Origin of the sequence: Candidatus Enterococcus myersii, from assembly GCF_017316025.1 — a bacterium.
Taxonomy (GTDB): Bacteria; Bacillota; Bacilli; order Lactobacillales; family Enterococcaceae; genus Enterococcus_C; species Enterococcus_C montenegrensis.
This window is the reverse complement of sequence record NZ_JAFLVT010000009.1, coordinates 56,181-73,832: the sequence shown is the minus strand read 5'-3', so window position 1 is coordinate 73,832 and position 17,652 is coordinate 56,181. Positions and strand designations below refer to the sequence as shown.

Here is a 17,652-nt window from a genome sequence, read left to right as displayed (position 1 = left end):
CATGTATTTCGTAAAAGTTTATGTAACGTACAAAGAATCAGTTTTAGATCCACAAGGGCAAGCAGTTAAAGGTGCCGTTCATCGTATGGGTTATGAAGAAATTGATGAGATTCGCATCGGAAAATATTTTGAAATTAAAGTAGCTAAAGGCGATCGACCCGTTGAGGAAATGATTGAAAATATTTGTGACAAGTTACTTGCTAATGTCAACATGGAAACTTATCGTTACGAAATTACTGCAATGGAGGAAGTTTAATATGAAATTCGCCGTAATTGTATTTCCCGGCTCTAACTGTGATATGGATATGCTTTGGGCGATTAAAGATGTGATGGGATCACAAGCCGAATATGTCCGTTATGATGTTACTTCTTTAGCGGGTTTTGACGGTGTGTTATTACCTGGGGGATTTTCATATGGTGATTACTTGCGCTGTGGTGCAATTGCTCGTTTTTCACCAATTCTGGCTGAAGTGAAACGATTTGCCAAAGAAGGAAAGCCTGTATTTGGTACTTGTAATGGTTTTCAAGTGTTAACAGAGGCGGGCTTGTTACCGGGGGCTCTAATTCGGAACAAGTCGTTGCACTTTGTTTGCAAAACGACACCTTTAAAGGTGAACAATCAAACAAAATTTACTTCTGAATATGAAAACGATGAGGTAATTAAAATCCCCGTCGCTCATGGGGAAGGCAATTATATCTGCGATGAAAAGACATTAGCAAAATTAAAAGCCAATAATCAAATTGTTTTTACGTATGAAGAAGATGTGAATGGCAGTATGGCAAATATCGCTGGCATTTGTAATGAAGCTGGTAATGTTATGGGAATGATGCCCCATCCAGAACGTGCGATGGAAGAATTATTAGGTTCAACAGATGGTCGTCGTTTTTTTGCCTCAATTTTGAAAAATTTTGGAAAGGTGCCAGTTAAATAATGATGAAAATAAGTGAACCAACACCACAAGAAATAAAAGAGCGTAAAATTTACGCGCAGTGGGGCTTAACTGATGAAGAATATCAGATGATTTCAGAAGATATTTTAGGGCGCTTACCTAATTATACTGAAACTGGTCTTTTTTCTGTCATGTGGAGTGAACATTGCTCTTATAAAAATTCAAAGCCCGTTTTACGCAAATTTCCAACTAGTGGACCCCAAGTTTTACAAGGACCTGGTGAAGGTGCTGGGATTGTTGACATTGGTGATGGTCAAGCGGTTGTTTTTAAAGCGGAAAGTCACAATCATCCGTCAGCTGTTGAACCTTATGAAGGCGCAGCTACCGGGGTTGGTGGAATTATTCGCGATATTTTTAGTATGGGAGCACGTCCGATTGCAGTTTTAGATTCTTTGCGTTTTGGCGAGCTGAATAATTCCCGCACAAAATATTTATTAGAAGAAGTGGTCGCTGGAATTTCAGGTTATGGTAACTGTATTGGAATTCCAACTGTCGGCGGCGAAGTAGCCTTTGATCCTTGCTATGAAGGCAATCCGTTAGTTAATGCTATGTGCGTTGGGTTAATTGAGCACAAAGATATTCAAAAAGGCCAAGCTAAAGGTGTCGGAAATGCAATTATGTACGTTGGAGCCAAAACAGGACGTGATGGCATTCACGGTGCAACCTTCGCCTCAGAAGAATTTGTTGAAGGCCAAGAACAGCAACGTTCAGCCGTTCAAGTAGGCGATCCATTTATGGAAAAACTGTTACTAGAAGCCTGTCTAGAATTAATTTTAGAACATCAAGATATTTTAGTTGGCATTCAGGATATGGGGGCGGCCGGTCTGGTATCTTCCAGCTCAGAAATGGCTTCAAAAGCTGGCTCTGGTTTAAAACTATATCTAGATGATGTACCACAACGGGAAACGGGTATGACCCCTTATGAAATGATGTTATCTGAATCGCAAGAGCGCATGTTAATTTGTGTGAAAAAAGGACATGAAAAAGAAGTTGAAGCGCTCTTTAGTAAATATGAGTTAGACGCAGTCACAATTGGTGAAGTAACCGATGACGGTTTATATCGGTTGTATCATCGTGGTGTTGAAGTAGCGAATTTACCTGTCGATGCGCTAGCAGAAGAGGCACCGACCTATCATAAAGCATACGCAGAACCAGCGCGAATCAAAGAATTTGCCAAATTAGCTGATTTTACGCCAGTAGTAGAAGACGCTACGGCTACTTTATTACAACTTTTACAACAACCTACTATTGCTTCTAAAAAAATGATTTATGAAACTTATGATTCACAAGTACGTACGAATACCGTAGTAGCACCAGGAAGTGATGCTGCTGTTTTACGGGTACGTGGGACAAAAAAGGCTTTGGCGATGACGACGGATTGTAATGCGCGCTATTTATATTTGAACCCAGAAATTGGCGGACAAATTGCCGTTGCCGAAGCGGCACGAAATATTGTTGCAAGTGGTGGACAGCCACTAGCAATTACCGATTGCTTAAATTATGGCTCGCCAGACAAACCAGAAGGATTTTGGGAACTATGGACCTCAGCTGATGGAATCAGTGAAGCTTGCCGCACTTTGGATACGCCGGTTATTTCGGGGAATGTTTCTTTATATAACGAAACAGACGGCAAAGCAATTTATCCAACGCCAATGATTGGAATGGTTGGTTTAATTGCTGATAGTAAAAATATTACTACCCAAGACTTTAAAGAGGCAGATGACTTAATTTATCTTGTAGGGGAGACGTTTGCTGATTTTAACGGAACTGAAATCCAAAAAATGCAAAAAGGTCTAATTGAAGGTAGACTTATGAATTTTGATTTAGCAAATGAAAAAGCCAATCAAGCTTTGGTTTTAAATGCTATTCAAAAAGGACTTGTAGTCAGTGCACATGATTGTGCTGAGGGTGGTTTGGCGATCGCGTTAGCCGAGTGTACGTTTAAAAATGGTTTGGGGATTTCAGTTGATGTTTCAATGCCAAAAGAAAACTTATTTTCAGAAACACAATCTCGTTTTGTTTTATCAGTGAAAAAGACAGATCAAAAAGATTTTGAAATGTTAGCAAAAGATAAAGCAACTTTGATTGGGACAGTCACTAATGATGGAAAAATTAAAATTAATGCAAATGACGGCAACATTGCAGTTGCAACGCACACTGCCAAAGAACTTTGGGAGGAAGCAATTCCATGTCTTATGAAGTAAAAAGTTTGAATGAAGAATGTGGCATTTTTGGCGTCTGGGGTCACCCAGACGCTGCGCGTGTCACTTATTTTGGTCTCCATAGTTTGCAACACCGCGGTCAAGAAGGAGCGGGAATTGTTTCAAACGATGCCGGTAAATTGTACGGCTATCGTGAATTGGGGTTATTGTCTGAAGTTTTTAAAGACGATAGACAGCTCGCACAATTAAAAGGAAATGCGGCGATTGGCCACGTGCGATATGCGACGGCCGGTAATGGTAGCGTTGATAATATCCAACCCTTTTTGTTTAAATTTTACGACTGTTCTGTCGGTCTTGCCCACAATGGTAATTTGACCAATGCTTGTAGTTTACGGACAGAATTAGAACGTGATGGCGCGATTTTTCATTCTAATTCTGATACTGAAATTTTAATGCATCTGATTCGGCGGAGTAAAAAAGAAACGTGGTTGGATCAATTAAAAGAAGCGTTAAACCAAGTTAAAGGCGGTTTTGCCTACATTTTAATGCGGGAAGACTGCATGATTGCAGCGCTTGATGCCAATGGGTTTCGTCCTTTGGCCATCGGGAAGATGAAAAACGGGGCCTATGTGGTGGCCTCTGAAACATGTGCCTTAGAAGTTAGCGGGGCAGAATTTGTTCGTGATGTACAACCCGGAGAAATTATCATCATTAATGGTGATGGGGTTAAAATCGAACATTTCACTAAAGATACCCAACATGCTATCTGTTCGATGGAATATGTCTATTTTGCGCGACCAGATTCCAATATTGCCGGAGTGAATGTTCACACAGCGAGAAAAAATATGGGGCGAAATTTAGCCAAGGAAGCACCAGTAGCAGCCGATATGGTCATTGGTGTGCCCAATTCTTCTTTGTCAGCTGCTAGTGGCTATGCAGAAGCTTCAGGTATTCCTTATGAACTGGGATTGGTGAAAAATCAATATGTAGCCCGCACGTTTATTCAACCAACTCAAGAATTAAGAGAGCAAGGAGTGCGGATGAAATTATCAGCAGTTCGAGGAGTAGTTGCTGGTAAAAAGGTAATTATGGTGGACGATTCGATTGTAAGAGGAACTACCAGCCGCAGGATTGTGGATTTACTAAAAGAAGCTGGTGCCAAGGAAGTGCACGTCAGAATTGCTTCACCACCTTTAAAATATCCTTGTTTTTATGGCATTGATATTCAAACACGCAAAGAATTAATTGCGGCCAATCATTCGGTAGAAGAAATTCGTCAAGTGATAGGAGCCGACTCGTTAAGTTATTTAAGCGAAGAGGGTTTGATTAACGCCATTGGATTAGATTTTGATGCCCCATATGGCGGTTTATGTATGGCCTATTTTAATGGGGACTATCCAACCCCTTTATACGATTACCAAGAAAAATATCAGGCTTCATTAAAAGAACAAACTTCATTTTTCTAAATAAAAGGAGCGAAAATAAGTGGCCAATGCATATGCAAAAGCTGGCGTTGATGTGAACGCTGGGTATGAAGTAGTAGAGCGAATCAAAAAACATGTGAAAAAAACGGAACGTCTAGGTGTGATGGGTGCGCTAGGTGGCTTTGGTGGTTGTTTTGATTTAAGTAGCTTAGGTGTAAAAGAACCCGTTTTAATTTCCGGGACTGATGGTGTCGGGACTAAACTAATGGTAGCTTTTAAAGCGGATAAACACGACACTATTGGTATTGATTGTGTGGCGATGTGTGTAAATGATATCGTTGCGCAAGGGGCAGAACCTTTGTATTTCTTAGATTATTTGGCAACTGGCAAAAGCGAACCTGCTCGCTTGGAACAAGTAGTTGCAGGTGTGGCAAAGGGGTGTCTTGAAGCTGGTGCGGCTTTAATTGGTGGTGAAACTGCTGAAATGCCAGGTATGTATGCAACAGATGAATACGATTTAGCTGGCTTTGCAGTAGGTGTAGCCGAAAAAAGTCAAATAGTAACCGGCGAAAATATTAAAGCAGGCGATATTTTGTTAGGATTGCCCTCAAGTGGAATTCACTCAAACGGTTTTTCGCTCGTTCGAAAAATTTTCTTTACCGAACATAATTTAAGTGAAGCTAAAAAGATTGCTGCGCTAGGGGATAAACCGTTAGGCGAAGTCCTCTTAACCCCAACTAAAATTTATGTGAAATCAATCCTCCCGCTAGTAAAAGAAAATTTGGTGAACGGCATTGCCCACATTACCGGTGGCGGTTTTGTAGAAAATATTCCGCGGATGTTAAAGGAAAATGTTGCTGTTGAAATTACAGAAGGTACCTGGCCAGTTTTACCAATTTTTGACGTGTTGGAAGATTATGGCAAAATCAATCACGCTGAAATGTTTGAAATTTTCAATATGGGAATTGGTATGGTATTGGCAGTAAGTCCCGAAAAAGTGGAACAAGTTAAGCAGATTTTAGCAGCTTTAAATGAACCTTGTTATGAAATTGGTCGAATTGTCGAAAAAACAAAAGACACGCCTTTACTTACGATCCACGAGGAAAAAAAATGAGGATTGCAGTTTTAGCTTCTGGGAATGGGAGTAATTTTGCTGCTATTGCCGATTATTTTCAAAAAGAAAGCGTAGCAGCGGAAATCGCCTTTGTTTTTAGTGATAAAAAAAATGCTTTTGTGCTGGAACGGGCCCAAAAAATTGGGGTTGCAACGTTTCAATTTAGTCCTCAAGACTTTCCAAGTAAAAACGATTATGAAAAAGCGCTGTTAGCGTTAATGCAGCAAGAAAAAATTGATTTAATTGTATTGGCGGGTTATATGCGCATTATTGGCCCCCAACTTTTGGCGGCTTTTCCTAAAAAAATTATTAATATCCATCCGTCATTACTACCGGCTTTTCCTGGTCTTAACGGCATTAAAGATGCCTATGATTATGGCGTCAAAGTAACGGGGGTAACGGTACATTACATTGATGCCGGTGTGGATACTGGTCCGATTATTGCCCAAGTTCCTGTTTTAATTTTAGATGATGATCTAGCCAGTTTGGAAGCCAAAATTCACCAAGCCGAGCATCAATTATACCCCGCCGTTTTAAAACAAATTGTACAGGGGCAGCAATAAAGACTTGGCAATCGTTACACTTTAATACCTATTACGGAATAAAAATCAATTAAGAGGAGTTTATGAAATGAAAAGAGCTTTAATCAGTGTTTCTGATAAAACCGGTGTCGTAGAACTGGCAGAAGGATTACTAAAGGCTGGCTGGGAAATTATTTCGACTGGCGGCACGCAAAATGCCCTTACAAAAGCTGGTATTGCGACAATTGGAATTGAAGAAGTAACTCATTTTCCAGAGATGATGGACGGTCGGGTTAAAACATTACATCCTCTTATTCACGGTGGGCTATTAAGTCGTCGTGATAATACTGAACACGTCAAAGCTATGACAGACCATAATATTCAGCCAATTGATTTGGTAGTGGTCAATCTTTATCCTTTTAAAGAAACTATTTTAAAAGCGGATGTAACGACAAAAGATGCCATTGAAAATATTGATATTGGTGGGCCCAGTATGTTGCGCTCAGCTGCTAAAAACCATGAATTTGTAACGGTTGTGGTTGATCCGTTGGATTACGGGAAAGTTTTAGCCGAAATTAAAGAAAATGGGAAGACAACTTTTGCAACCAGACAAAAATTAGCCGCAAAAGTTTTTCGACATACGGCTGCTTATGATGCGTTGATTGCAGGCTTTATGACAGAGCTTGTGGCAGAAAAAGAGCCAGAAAAGTTAACTTTAACGTATGATTTGAAACAAAATTTGCGTTATGGGGAAAATTCTCATCAAGAGGCGGCTTTTTACGCCGATGCATTACCGGTCAGCTACTCGATCGCGCAAGCCAAACAACTTCATGGTAAAGAGCTGTCTTATAACAATATTAAAGACGCCGATGCAGCAATTCGGATCGTAAGAGAGTTTGAAGAACCAACGGTAGTAGCGCTAAAACATATGAATCCTTGTGGCATCGGCTCAGCTGATACCATTGAAAAGGCCTATGATTTTGCTTATGATGCCGATCCAGTTTCTATTTTTGGAGGAATCATTGTTTTAAATCGAATGGTAGATCTGGCGACCGCTGAAAAAATGCACAAATTATTCTTGGAAATTATTATTGCCCCAAGCTTTGCTACAGATGCCTTAGAACTGTTAAGTAGTAAGAAAAATATTCGTTTAATGACACTAGATTTTAGTGAAGTCAATAAAGCTGAATTACCAGAAAAAGTTTCCGTTTTAGGTGGATTACTCCTGCAAGATCAAGATGTAATAAAAGAAGAGGCAAATGATTTTAAAGTGGTCACTAAAAGACAACCAAGTGCCCAAGAGTTAAATGCTTTAGCTTTTGCCTGGAAGGCCGTAAAACATGTAAAATCAAATGCAATTGTGTTGGCAAATGAACATCAAACCGTTGGGATTGGTGCCGGTCAGATGAATCGTGTTGGTTCTGTTAAAATTGCAATTGCGCAAGCAGAAAATGCTGGCAAAATGGACGGTGCAGTTTTAGCCAGTGATGCATATTTTCCAATGGGAGACTCAGTGGAATTTGCCGCAGAGCATGGCATTAAAGCAATTGTGCAACCGGGTGGAAGTATTCGTGATCAAGAATCAATTGACATGGCGGATAAATACGGTGTTGCAATGGTCTTCACGGGTGTTCGTCATTTCCGTCACTAAGAGAGGATATTAAAATGAAATTATTTATTATTGGTGGCGGTGGTCGTGAACACGCCATTGCTAAGAAATTGTTAGCAGATGAAAAAGTGGAACAGGTATTTTGTGCTCCGGGAAATCCAGGGATGAAACAAGATGGGATAATAACTGTTGCCATTGCAGAAAACGAGCATGAAAAACTCATTGACTTTGCCAAGAAAGAAAATGTTACGTGGACTTTTGTTGGGCCTGAAGCCCCGCTACAAAGAGGGATTGTCGATGATTTTCAAAAGGCAGGTTTACTAATTTTTGGTCCGAATCAAAAGGCAGCGCAGATTGAAAGTTCAAAAGATTTCGCCAAACAAATTATGGTAAATAATCAGATTCCAACCGCAGCTTATAAAACTTTTTCTGATTATCAAAAAGCGGCGGCTTACGTTGAGGAAAAAGGTGCCCCAATTGTCATTAAAGCTGATGGATTAGCGGCTGGAAAAGGTGTAGTCGTAGCTGAAACAATAGAAGAAGCACTAACGGCGTTAGCCGACATGTTAGAGGGAAATCGTTTTGGTGAAAGTGGTGCTAAGGTAGTCGTCGAAGAATTTTTAGCTGGAGAAGAATTTTCCTTATTGGCGTTTGTTAAAAATGAAGAAGTTTACCCTATGGTTATTGCCCAAGACCATAAACGCGCCTATGACGGAGATAAAGGACCAAATACCGGCGGCATGGGTGCATATTCTCCTGTACCGCAAATCAGTGATGAAATGGTGACAAAGGCAGTTAAAGAAATTTTGGAACCTGCGGCTTATGGCATGGTAAAAAACGGCACACCTTTTACTGGAATTTTGTATGCTGGCTTAATAGCGACAAAAGATGGGGCCAAAGTAATCGAATTTAATGCACGCTTTGGTGATCCAGAGACACAAGTTGTCTTACCGCGCTTAAAATCTAGTTTAGCAGATATTATTACGGCACTTTTAGAAGGGACAAAACCGGTGGTGACGTGGCATGATCAGGCAGCATTTGGGGTAGTCGTTGCCGCACAAGGCTATCCTGGCGATTATCAAAAAGGTATGGTATTGCCACAAACTACAACTGAAAAGACAGAATTATATTATGCTGGGACAGCTAAAAAAGCTGAAAACTTAGTCGCAGCCGGTGGTAGAATTTTCTTAGTCGCAGCCCAAGCTAGCGATTTGAAAACGGCCCGCGATGAGGTTTATGCAGCGCTAGCTCAAATGGACTTGCCGCAAATGTTTTATCGCAAAGATATTGGCGCAAGAGCATTCAAATAAATTCAGAACAACAGCAGGACATATGTTTGAAAAACAGTAGGTGGGACAAAATGTTTGTCTTGTCTGCTGTTTTTATTTGTGGAGGATTTTTTAAATTAAGTTGTTAGCGTTTTCTCTAAGTTGTGTTAAAATTTAACAGGAAGCAATTTTTAATGAATTATATTTGCAAATTTGGAGGTTACAAGATGAAACAAGTTAACTTTGGACCAAATGAATTAGGTGTCTCTAGTGTCGTCTTAGGTTGTATGCGAATTACTGAGGCCAAAGATCCTGTCGCGGTGATTCACGCAGCCGTAGAAAATGGCATCAACTTTTTTGATCATGCGGATATTTACGGGCAAGGAAAATGCGAAGAAATTTTTGCAGAAGCTTTTGCTAAAACCGGCTATAAAAGAGAAGATATGTTTATCCAAAGTAAGTGTGGCATTGTCCCAGGTAAAATGTTTGATTTTTCAAAAGAACATATCATATCTTCAGTAGAAAAAAGCTTGAAACGCTTAAATGTCGACTATCTAGATGCACTATTACTACATCGCCCAGATACATTGATGGAGCCAGAAGAAGTAGCGGCAGCTTTTGATCAATTGGAGTCAGAAGGTAAAGTAAAATATTTTGGGGTCAGCAATCAATACTCACGCCAAATCGAATTGTTAAAAAAATATGTGCGCCAACCCTTAGTTGCCAATCAATTACAATTTGGAATTATGCATACGGGCATGATTGATTTTGGCTTACATGTGAATATGACAGATTCTCGTAGTGTTGATCACGACGATGGTATTTTGGAATTTTCACGATTGAATGATATGACAATTCAAGCTTGGTCACCTTATCAGTATGGTTTTTTTGAAGGGGTCTTTATTGGTAACGAGAAATTCCCTGAATTAAATAAAAAATTAACAGAAATGGCTGAAAAGTATAATACGACACCAACTGGTATTGCGTCAGCCTGGATTTTACGTCATCCGGCCAATATGCAAGTGATTGCTGGTAGTATGAATCCGCAACGAATTGAAGAAATCGCCAAAGCTAGTGATGTGTTAATGGCAAAAGAAGATTGGTATGACATTTATTTAGCAGCAGGAAATGATTTGCCATAAATTAATTATAATTTCTGATAATAAATAGCTTGAAAACGATAATCGTTCGGAATTTCCGAACGATTTTTGTGTTTCAAGAAAATATTTACGATTATTCTGTTGCATTTCTGAATAAGATGGGCTAAATTACATAGGGCGCAAAAAATGTGACCCAAATAAACAAATGGAGGCTATTCATTATGTTTGATATGAAAGTTTTTGATTATGAAGATGTTCAACTGATTCCAAATAAATGTATCGTAAGTTCTCGTTCCGAGTGTGATACAACGGTAACCTTAGGGAAGCACTCGTTTAAAATGCCGGTAGTACCTGCTAATATGCAGACGATTATCGATGAAAATATCGCGGAATTTTTAGCTGAAAATGGCTATTTCTACATTATGCATCGTTTCAATGAAGATGCCCGTATTCCTTTTATCAAAAAAATGCAAAGTCGTAACTTGATTACGTCAATTAGTGTTGGCGTAAAACCTCATGAGTACACTTTTGTTGAAGAATTGGCAGCAGAAAATCTAGTGCCAGACTACATTACAATTGATATTGCCCATGGGCATGCTAATGCTGTGATTGAAATGATTCAACACATTAAACGTTTATTGCCAGAGACATTTGTCATTGCCGGTAACGTGGGAACACCAGAAGCAGTTCGTGAATTGGAAAACGCTGGTGCGGATGCAACTAAAGTTGGAATTGGACCAGGTAAAGTTTGTATCACTAAAATTAAAACCGGTTTTGGTACAGGGGGCTGGCAATTAGCAGCTGTGCGTTGGTGTGCAAAAGCGGCCAGAAAACCAATCATTGCCGACGGCGGAATTAGAACCCACGGAGATATTGCAAAATCCGTTCGTTTTGGTGCTACCATGGTTATGATTGGCTCGCTGTTTGCTGGGCATGAAGAATCTCCAGGGGAAACCAAAGTACAAGACGGTGTTGTCTTGAAGGAATATTTTGGTAGTGCTTCTGAATTTCAAAAAGGTGAAAAGAAAAATGTAGAAGGTAAGAAAATTTGGATTCCTTACAAAGGTAAGCTTGCAGATACCTTGGTGGAAATGCAACAAGACTTACAGTCATCGATCTCTTATGCGGGCGGCAAAGACTTAGAAGCAATTCGCAAAGTCGATTATGTGATTGTGAAAAACTCTATTTTTAATGGCGATACGATTTAAGTAGTACTTTTAACCACGACTGTCGACAGTCGTGGTTTTTTTCATCCTGTTACAGGTTATGCTAGAATGAAGACGAAGGATTAGATGTTATTTGTGATCGAAATTTATTATTTTTTTTGAAAGAGGGGATAAAATGACAATCAAAGTCATGTCGATTTTTGGTACACGACCAGAAGCGATTAAGATGGCACCACTTATTAAAGCGCTGGAAAAAGATACGCGTTTTGAATCAATTGTCACTATAACAGCACAGCATCGTGAAATGCTAGATCAAGTGATGGAAATCTTTTCGTTAAAAGCGGATTTTGACTTGGATATTATGAGTAACGGGCAGACGTTGACTGATATTACGACCAAAGTTTTATTGGAATTACAGCCAGTGTTAAAACAAGCACGACCAGATATCGTGTTAGTTCACGGGGATACTACAACAACGTTTGCTGCGGCAACTGCCGCTTTTTATCAGCAAATTCCAATTGGTCACGTCGAAGCCGGATTAAGAACTTATAAAAAATATTCGCCTTATCCAGAAGAAGCCAACCGTCAGTTGACGGATGTTTTAAGTGATCTTTATTTTGCGCCGACTGCCACCAGTGCGGAGAATTTGCAACAAGAGCATCATTTATCTGATCATATTTATATCACGGGTAATACAGCAATTGATGCCATGAAATATACGCTGAAAAAAGAATATGGGCATCCTGCACTTTCAGCAGATAAAAAACAGATCCTAGTTACCATGCATCGACGGGAAAACTTAGGGGATAAAATGGCATCGGTATTTCATGCATTGCGCCGCTTAGCCACGGAATTTCCTGAAGTTTCGATTGTTTTTCCGATGCACAAAAATCCATTAGTACGACAAAATGCACGAAAACAGCTGGGGGATTTGGCAAATGTGGCGTTAATTGAACCACTAGATGTAGTGGATTTTCATAATATTGCTGCTAGAAGTTATTTGATTATGACCGACTCTGGTGGGGTGCAAGAAGAAGCCCCCTCACTTGGGGTGCCGGTTTTGGTGTTGCGGGATACGACGGAGCGACCAGAGGGAATAAAAGCTGGAACGTTGCGCTTAGTGGGGACTGATGAAGAGCAAGTTTATGAAGCGGCTAAAAATCTTTTAACCAGCCAAGAGGCATATAAAAAAATGGCTCAGGCGAAAAATCCATATGGCGATGGAAAAGCGAGTGAGCGAATTTTAAATGCTATTGTTGCGTATTTTACAAAAAATAATGAAGGGATATAAAAAGTTTTAACAAATTAGGACCAAAAGCCATGGTGGCTTTTGGTCCTAATTTGTTAGGTTGTTATTATTCAAAAGAGGAAAAGTTAAGAGAAATTCCCTTAGGCAGAATGTTTGTGGGCAGTTACTTGTTGTAAAGCCGACTCGATTTTAAGAAAGTCGTGAAAATCAGGTATCGGTTTAATCGTCACGATGGGAAGATGACCAAACATTTCTTGCGGCGAGAAGGTTGAGATGATTAAATCATAAGCTTCAAATTGTTCGTGCATCTTTTGGTGCTGTGTATTGACACAGTCGATTAGTTCGAAATCGGTTTGGTTAATAAAATGCTGTTGTAACTTTTTTTGTAAGTAGTGGGGATGTGCTAAAGAAACGTCGGATAAAATTAACGTTCGGGTTTTAAACTGCCAATATTCCAAAACTTGAGGCAGTAAAGTAATGATAAGAAATAGTTGATGGTACATATGGTCAATCGTGATTTGAATGTTGTTTTTAATTCCATAGTCGCCAATAAATTGCTTCAAACCAGCAATAATATGAGGGAACTTTTTCTCGTAATTCAAAACAAAGCCACGCCTTGAATTGGATAAAATCGCAATGAAGTCACTGTTTTTTAAGTAAATATAATTTTCATTGCAAAAGTGCCACACTAATTCTTCCAATTGCAAAAAGGAAATGGTCGTTGACGTTAATGCGAGTAAGTCTTCTAGAAAACGCCTCGTTAATTCATTCAACTCTTGAATACGGGCGTTCTTTTTTTTGGCCAAGGTAAAATGCTCAAAAGAAAGTAGTAAATAATCATAGCAAAGTGGCCAAAGGGTTTCTTCAAAATCGTAATGCCAATTCATAGTTAATAAAGAGTCTTTTAGCTGAAACAGTGCAGTTTCTGTTTTTTTTGTCGCTGTTTTGATAAAGTTGCTTTTAAACTTTTCTTGAAGAGGGTGGTTATTATTTTGACGCCATAAAGAAACCGCGCCTGCAAAGTAGAGCTGCTCGTGTAGCCGGTAATTTTGCGGCAATTGATTTTCTTTTAAAATGGTACGAACCAAATCGCTTAAGGCATGATCGCTTTTACTGTCAGGTAAGAGATATGCTGCAGCGTAGCGTTTTTCGCAAAAATATAATGTGTATAACGCGCGAATAAACACTTCATTTCCTTCAATTCGGACAGGACGGTTGGCTATTTTAACGTTAAAGGGAGCTAAAAGTTGGGAAAAATTATGATGCAACCGATGAAAGCTAGCGTTACTTAAGTAAAGCGTATTGGCACAGTCAGAAAAAGTAAAACAATCTTCAAAAAGTAAGTGTTCTAAAAAGCGCATTTCGCTTGTTTCTTGCATCAAATAATCGTAAAAACGATCTAAGCCAAAATCAAAAGGGGCTTGCCAATAATAACGATTTTGATGAAAATCAATTTCAAAACCAGGAAAGTAGCTTGTTATTTCAGCAATCGTATTGCGAATGGTTTTTAATGAAAATGGGCAGATCTTTAACAATTTTTCTAAAGTAATGCCATTAGGGTGCTGATAAAGGGTTTCAATGACGATAAGTTGACGTTGCTCCTGGCGAGCTAAAAAAGAACGTAAATTCATAAAACTCTCCTGTGTAATAATTATAAGGAAATAATAATTATAATTTTTTTACAGTTAATAATACGGTGAAATAAGAGATTGCGCAATGAGAATTGCGGGCTTTTTAAATCTTTACAAAAATTTTGTTAAAATGAGATTGAGTTATTTTTTTTTGAAAAAAATGTTTCGTTAGTGTTGACAAAGAAGTTTAGATTCTTTAGGATGTAAGTGAAAAGAGATTGAAATTTTCATAATTAAATATTTGTTAGGTGAGGCTCCTATATGGACACAAGCTGCTGCCGCGAAAGAATCGAGAGACTCTTAGTTGGTAGAACAGGAATGATCGTGAAGGTTATTCATAACGCAGCTGATAGCAGATGCTATCTACGCCCTATAGTGCTAAAGCTCAACATGAACATACGCTTATTAAACGCGTGCTCATTGTTGAGCACGCGTTTTTTCTTTTTGACAAGGTGGTCTTTTCAAAAATAATGTGAGCAGATTTTTTTGGTTACGCTTTGCCAGCTAAATATTTGAAATAAAGTTCAGAAAGGTTGATTGACATGGAACACCCCAGTCCCTCGCGACAGAAACTAAATAAAAATGGCTAGGGAAGCGGGAGTCTTTCCTAGTGGCAAGGAGAGAAAACATGTTATTTACAAAAAACACAAAAGAACAAGAATTAAAAAAATTAGCACTTTTATCAGAACGAGAATTATTTATGGAGCTGAGAACCTCTATTAACGGGTTATCTTCTGAAGATGCAAGAAAACGGTTAGAAGAGTATGGTGAAAATCGGGTAGATGCGCAAAAACCGACACCTGCTTGGCTCTTGTTTTTAGAAGCCTTTAAAGATCCTTTTGTTTTGGTTTTGGCGGCTTTGGCCATTGTATCATTTGCAACGAGGGATTATGAGGCAGCCATTGTTATGATAGTGATGATTTTAGCTAGTGTCATTATTACCTTTGTGCAAGAATATCGCTCTCAAAAAGCAAGTTTAGAATTAAAGGAATTAATCGAAAATACTTGCGCAGTAACACGAGATGGGCTCACCAAAGAAATTCCGATGGATGAAGTGGTGCCAGGCGATATCGTGACCCTTGCAACAGGTGACATGATCCCAGCTGATGCTGTTTTGATTTGGACCAAGGATTTATTTGTTAATCAATCTTCTTTGACTGGTGAGTCAATGCCAGTGGAAAAATTTGTCGAAGCTGGTGTTAAAAAAGATGAAGATGTTTCTGCACTAGACTTAGATGATTTAGTATTTATGGGGACAGATGTATTAAGTGGTCAAGGAAAAGTTATCATTTTAAAAACGGGACAACAAACTTTCTTTGGCGATATTGCCAAAAATGCAACGAGTAAACGTGGAAAAACAGCTTTTGATATCGGTTTGACTCGGGTTAGCAAGTTGTTATTACGGATGGTAATGGTTTTATTTCCGGTAGTCTTTTTAATTAACGGCCTAACAAAAGGAGATTGGACTTCTGCGTTCTTTTTTGCAATTGCCGTAGCAGTGGGCCTAACGCCTGAAATGTTACCGATGATTGTGACGAGTAATTTAGCCAAAGGTGCACTTGCATTATCCAAACAAAAAGTTATTGTAAAAGAGTTGCCTTCTATTCAAAATTTAGGCAGTATGGATGTATTGTGTACGGATAAAACCGGTACAATCACTGAAGACCGTGTAGTTTTGGTGCAACATTTAAATCCAATGGGAAAAGAAAATCAAGCTGTTCTAAACATGACATATCTTAATTCTCACTATCAAACCGGTTGGAAAAATTTGATGGATATTGCCGTTTTAAATTATTTTGAAGAAAATAGTTGCCAGTTGCCTTTTGAAAATGTCGTTAAAATCGATGAAATTCCTTTTGACTTTTCTCGTCGTCGGTTAACTGTCGTGGTAAAAGCTGATAATCATCAAATCATGGTAACAAAAGGTGCTGTGGAAGAGATGGAACAAGTTTGTAAATATGCTGAAATTGATGGTGAAGTTGTTCTCTTAGACGATGAATTAAGAGAAAAAATGCGCAACGTGAATATTAAGATGAACGAACAAGGGATGCGAGTTTTAACCGTGGCGGTGAAAAGAGATGCCCACAGTGATGCGAATTATTCGGTTTCAGATGAAAAAGATATGACCTTAATCGGATTTATGGGCTTTTTAGATCCAGCCAAAGAATCGGCGATTTCTGCCATTAAGTCGCTACATGCACACGGTGTTTCAGTAAAAGTTTTAACCGGCGATAATGCTATCGTTGCCAAAAAAGTTTGCCAAGATGTAGGAATTGGTGTTACCAATATTTTGTTAGGGACAGATGTTGAAGTTTTATCAGATGAAGAATTGATGGCACAAGTGGATGAAACGAATTTATTTGCCAAATTAAATCCCATGCAAAAATCCCGGCTAATTGAAGTCATTCAACGAAAAGGTCACACCGTTGGTTTTATGGGGGATGGCATTAATGATGCACCAGCGTTAAGAAAAGCTGATGTTGGTATCTCTGTGGATACAGCAGCCGATATCACCAAAGATGCCAGTTCAATTATTTTGTTAGAAAAAAGCCTAAATGTGTTGGAAACAGGGGTCATTGAAGGCCGTCGGGTTTTTTCTAACATGATGAAATACATTAAGTTTACGATCAGTTCAAACTTTGGCAATGTCTTTTCAATTTTAGTAGCAAGTGCTTTTTTACCTTTCTTGCCGATGCTTTCGATGCAATTATTGGTACAAAATTTGATTTATGATATGGCACAATTGACAATTCCTTGGGATAATGTAGATGAAGAAGAGTTAGTAAAGCCTGTGCGTTGGGAAATTGGTGATTTGTTTAAATTTACCGTTTCCATCGGTCCGGTTTCTAGTATTTTTGATATTTTGACTTTTTTGGTAATGTGGTTTGTTCTAGGTGCAAATACAGTTGCAGAACAAAGCCTTTTCCAAACAGGCTGGTTTTTAGTCGGTTTAACGACGCAGACCTTAGTTGTTCATATGGTTCGCACTAGAAAAGTACCCTTTATTCAAAGTCGGGCTTCCTTACCAGTTATTTTGACTAGTCTTTTAGCAATTGTAACAGGTTTTGTATTAGTTTTATCCCCATTACGAAGTGTTTTTGATTTTGTGATGTTACCTGCGAATTATTGGGGTTGGTTCATTTTAATCATCATAGGTTACCTGATTGTGATTGAAATTGCGAAACGACTTTACATTAAATTCACTTCTGAGTGGGTATAAAGAAATAAATGCGGCAGTTACTTCTGTAACTGTCGCATTTTTAATATCTTGCTGTACTAGCAATTAATTGGATTTTTGTCAAATGAAATCAAGAATTTTTAAAAGCGCTTCACAAATGTGATGAAATTCACAAAAATAATTTGATATTAAGCTGTTTTAACGAATTTTTATTTCGTGATTTAGTGAGCGTCTTAGTTGTATTTATTTCAGATAAATGATAGCTTAGTGATGTAAGTTT

13 protein-coding genes and 1 riboswitch are annotated in these 17,652 nt (G+C 38.8%); of the genes, 12 read left to right on the top strand and 1 reads right to left on the bottom strand.

Annotation, left to right across the window (positions count from 1 at the left end; translation table 11 throughout):
• The first annotated feature begins 1 nt into the window (after window position 1).
• The 11 genes from purS to wecB all read left to right on the top strand — a co-directional run bounded on the left by purS (window position 2) and on the right by wecB (window position 12,605).
• The gene (purS, locus tag JZO76_RS08645) at window positions 2-256 is read left to right on the top strand and encodes a phosphoribosylformylglycinamidine synthase subunit PurS (RefSeq protein ID WP_206903716.1); all 255 of its coding nucleotides are present in this window, start codon (window positions 2-4) and stop codon (window positions 254-256) included.
• A 1-nt stretch (window position 257) separates the two neighbouring features.
• A complete protein-coding gene (gene purQ / locus JZO76_RS08640; RefSeq protein ID WP_206903715.1) occupies window positions 258-932 on the top strand; it encodes a phosphoribosylformylglycinamidine synthase subunit PurQ in 675 nt (224 codons plus the stop codon).
• Complete coding sequence (gene purL / locus JZO76_RS08635) at window positions 932-3,154, top strand: phosphoribosylformylglycinamidine synthase subunit PurL (protein WP_206903714.1); 2,223 nt, start codon at window positions 932-934, stop codon at window positions 3,152-3,154. Before purQ ends, purL begins: the two co-directional genes overlap by 1 nt.
• The gene (purF, locus tag JZO76_RS08630; protein ID WP_206903713.1) at window positions 3,139-4,578 is read left to right on the top strand and encodes an amidophosphoribosyltransferase; all 1,440 of its coding nucleotides are present in this window, start codon (window positions 3,139-3,141) and stop codon (window positions 4,576-4,578) included. The genes purL and purF overlap by 16 nt, the downstream gene beginning before the upstream one ends.
• A 19-nt stretch (window positions 4,579-4,597) precedes the next feature.
• Complete coding sequence (gene purM, locus JZO76_RS08625; RefSeq protein WP_206903712.1) at window positions 4,598-5,650, top strand: phosphoribosylformylglycinamidine cyclo-ligase; 1,053 nt, start codon at window positions 4,598-4,600, stop codon at window positions 5,648-5,650.
• A complete protein-coding gene (gene purN, locus JZO76_RS08620; protein ID WP_206903711.1) occupies window positions 5,647-6,213 on the top strand; it encodes a phosphoribosylglycinamide formyltransferase in 567 nt (188 codons plus the stop codon). Before purM ends, purN begins: the two co-directional genes overlap by 4 nt.
• Before the next feature lie 67 nt (window positions 6,214-6,280).
• Window positions 6,281-7,822 (top strand): bifunctional phosphoribosylaminoimidazolecarboxamide formyltransferase/IMP cyclohydrolase, encoded by a 1,542-nt coding sequence (gene purH / locus JZO76_RS08615; RefSeq protein WP_206903710.1) that lies wholly within the window; start codon window positions 6,281-6,283, stop codon window positions 7,820-7,822.
• 14 nt (window positions 7,823-7,836) lie between these two features.
• Entirely contained in the window at window positions 7,837-9,090 is a 1,254-nt protein-coding gene (gene purD / locus JZO76_RS08610) for a phosphoribosylamine--glycine ligase (protein WP_206903709.1), read from the top strand.
• Between the two features lie 185 nt (window positions 9,091-9,275).
• Window positions 9,276-10,190: an aldo/keto reductase gene (locus tag JZO76_RS08605; protein ID WP_206903708.1), complete on the top strand. Its 915-nt coding sequence runs from the start codon at window positions 9,276-9,278 to the stop codon at window positions 10,188-10,190.
• Window positions 10,191-10,378: 188 nt separating this feature from the next.
• The gene (gene guaC, locus JZO76_RS08600; protein ID WP_206903750.1) at window positions 10,379-11,356 is read left to right on the top strand and encodes a GMP reductase; all 978 of its coding nucleotides are present in this window, start codon (window positions 10,379-10,381) and stop codon (window positions 11,354-11,356) included.
• 133 nt (window positions 11,357-11,489) lie between these two features.
• A complete protein-coding gene (gene wecB, locus JZO76_RS08595; protein ID WP_206903707.1) occupies window positions 11,490-12,605 on the top strand; it encodes a non-hydrolyzing UDP-N-acetylglucosamine 2-epimerase in 1,116 nt (371 codons plus the stop codon).
• Window positions 12,606-12,703: 98 nt separating this feature from the next.
• Here the strand turns inward: wecB and JZO76_RS08590 are convergent, their stop codons facing one another.
• Window positions 12,704-14,194: a helix-turn-helix domain-containing protein gene (locus tag JZO76_RS08590; protein WP_206903706.1), complete on the bottom strand. Its 1,491-nt coding sequence runs from the start codon at window positions 14,192-14,194 to the stop codon at window positions 12,704-12,706.
• Between the two features lie 233 nt (window positions 14,195-14,427).
• Window positions 14,428-14,598: riboswitch (M-box (ykoK) riboswitch) on the top strand.
• Between the two features lie 224 nt (window positions 14,599-14,822).
• On the opposite strand from JZO76_RS08590, the gene mgtA reads away from it, so the two are divergent.
• A complete protein-coding gene (gene mgtA, locus JZO76_RS08585; RefSeq protein WP_206903705.1) occupies window positions 14,823-17,414 on the top strand; it encodes a magnesium-translocating P-type ATPase in 2,592 nt (863 codons plus the stop codon).
• The last annotated feature ends 238 nt before the right edge of the window (window positions 17,415-17,652 follow it).

What these genes read in the sequence shown, in the direction of transcription:
- purS (WP_206903716.1), top strand. Translation starts at nt 2, where the DNA reads ATGTATTTCGTAAAAGTTTATGTAACGTACAAAGAATCAGTTTTAGAT.
- purQ (WP_206903715.1), top strand. Translation starts at nt 258, where the DNA reads ATGAAATTCGCCGTAATTGTATTTCCCGGCTCTAACTGTGATATGGAT.
- purL (WP_206903714.1), top strand. Translation starts at nt 932, where the DNA reads ATGATGAAAATAAGTGAACCAACACCACAAGAAATAAAAGAGCGTAAA.
- purF (WP_206903713.1), top strand. Translation starts at nt 3,139, where the DNA reads ATGTCTTATGAAGTAAAAAGTTTGAATGAAGAATGTGGCATTTTTGGC.
- purN (WP_206903711.1), top strand. Translation starts at nt 5,647, where the DNA reads ATGAGGATTGCAGTTTTAGCTTCTGGGAATGGGAGTAATTTTGCTGCT.
- purH (WP_206903710.1), top strand. Translation starts at nt 6,281, where the DNA reads ATGAAAAGAGCTTTAATCAGTGTTTCTGATAAAACCGGTGTCGTAGAA.
- purD (WP_206903709.1), top strand. Translation starts at nt 7,837, where the DNA reads ATGAAATTATTTATTATTGGTGGCGGTGGTCGTGAACACGCCATTGCT.
- JZO76_RS08605 (WP_206903708.1), top strand. Translation starts at nt 9,276, where the DNA reads ATGAAACAAGTTAACTTTGGACCAAATGAATTAGGTGTCTCTAGTGTC.
- guaC (WP_206903750.1), top strand. Translation starts at nt 10,379, where the DNA reads ATGAAAGTTTTTGATTATGAAGATGTTCAACTGATTCCAAATAAATGT.
- wecB (WP_206903707.1), top strand. Translation starts at nt 11,490, where the DNA reads ATGACAATCAAAGTCATGTCGATTTTTGGTACACGACCAGAAGCGATT.
- JZO76_RS08590 (WP_206903706.1), bottom strand. Translation starts at nt 14,194, where the DNA reads ATGAATTTACGTTCTTTTTTAGCTCGCCAGGAGCAACGTCAACTTATC.
- mgtA (WP_206903705.1), top strand. Translation starts at nt 14,823, where the DNA reads ATGTTATTTACAAAAAACACAAAAGAACAAGAATTAAAAAAATTAGCA.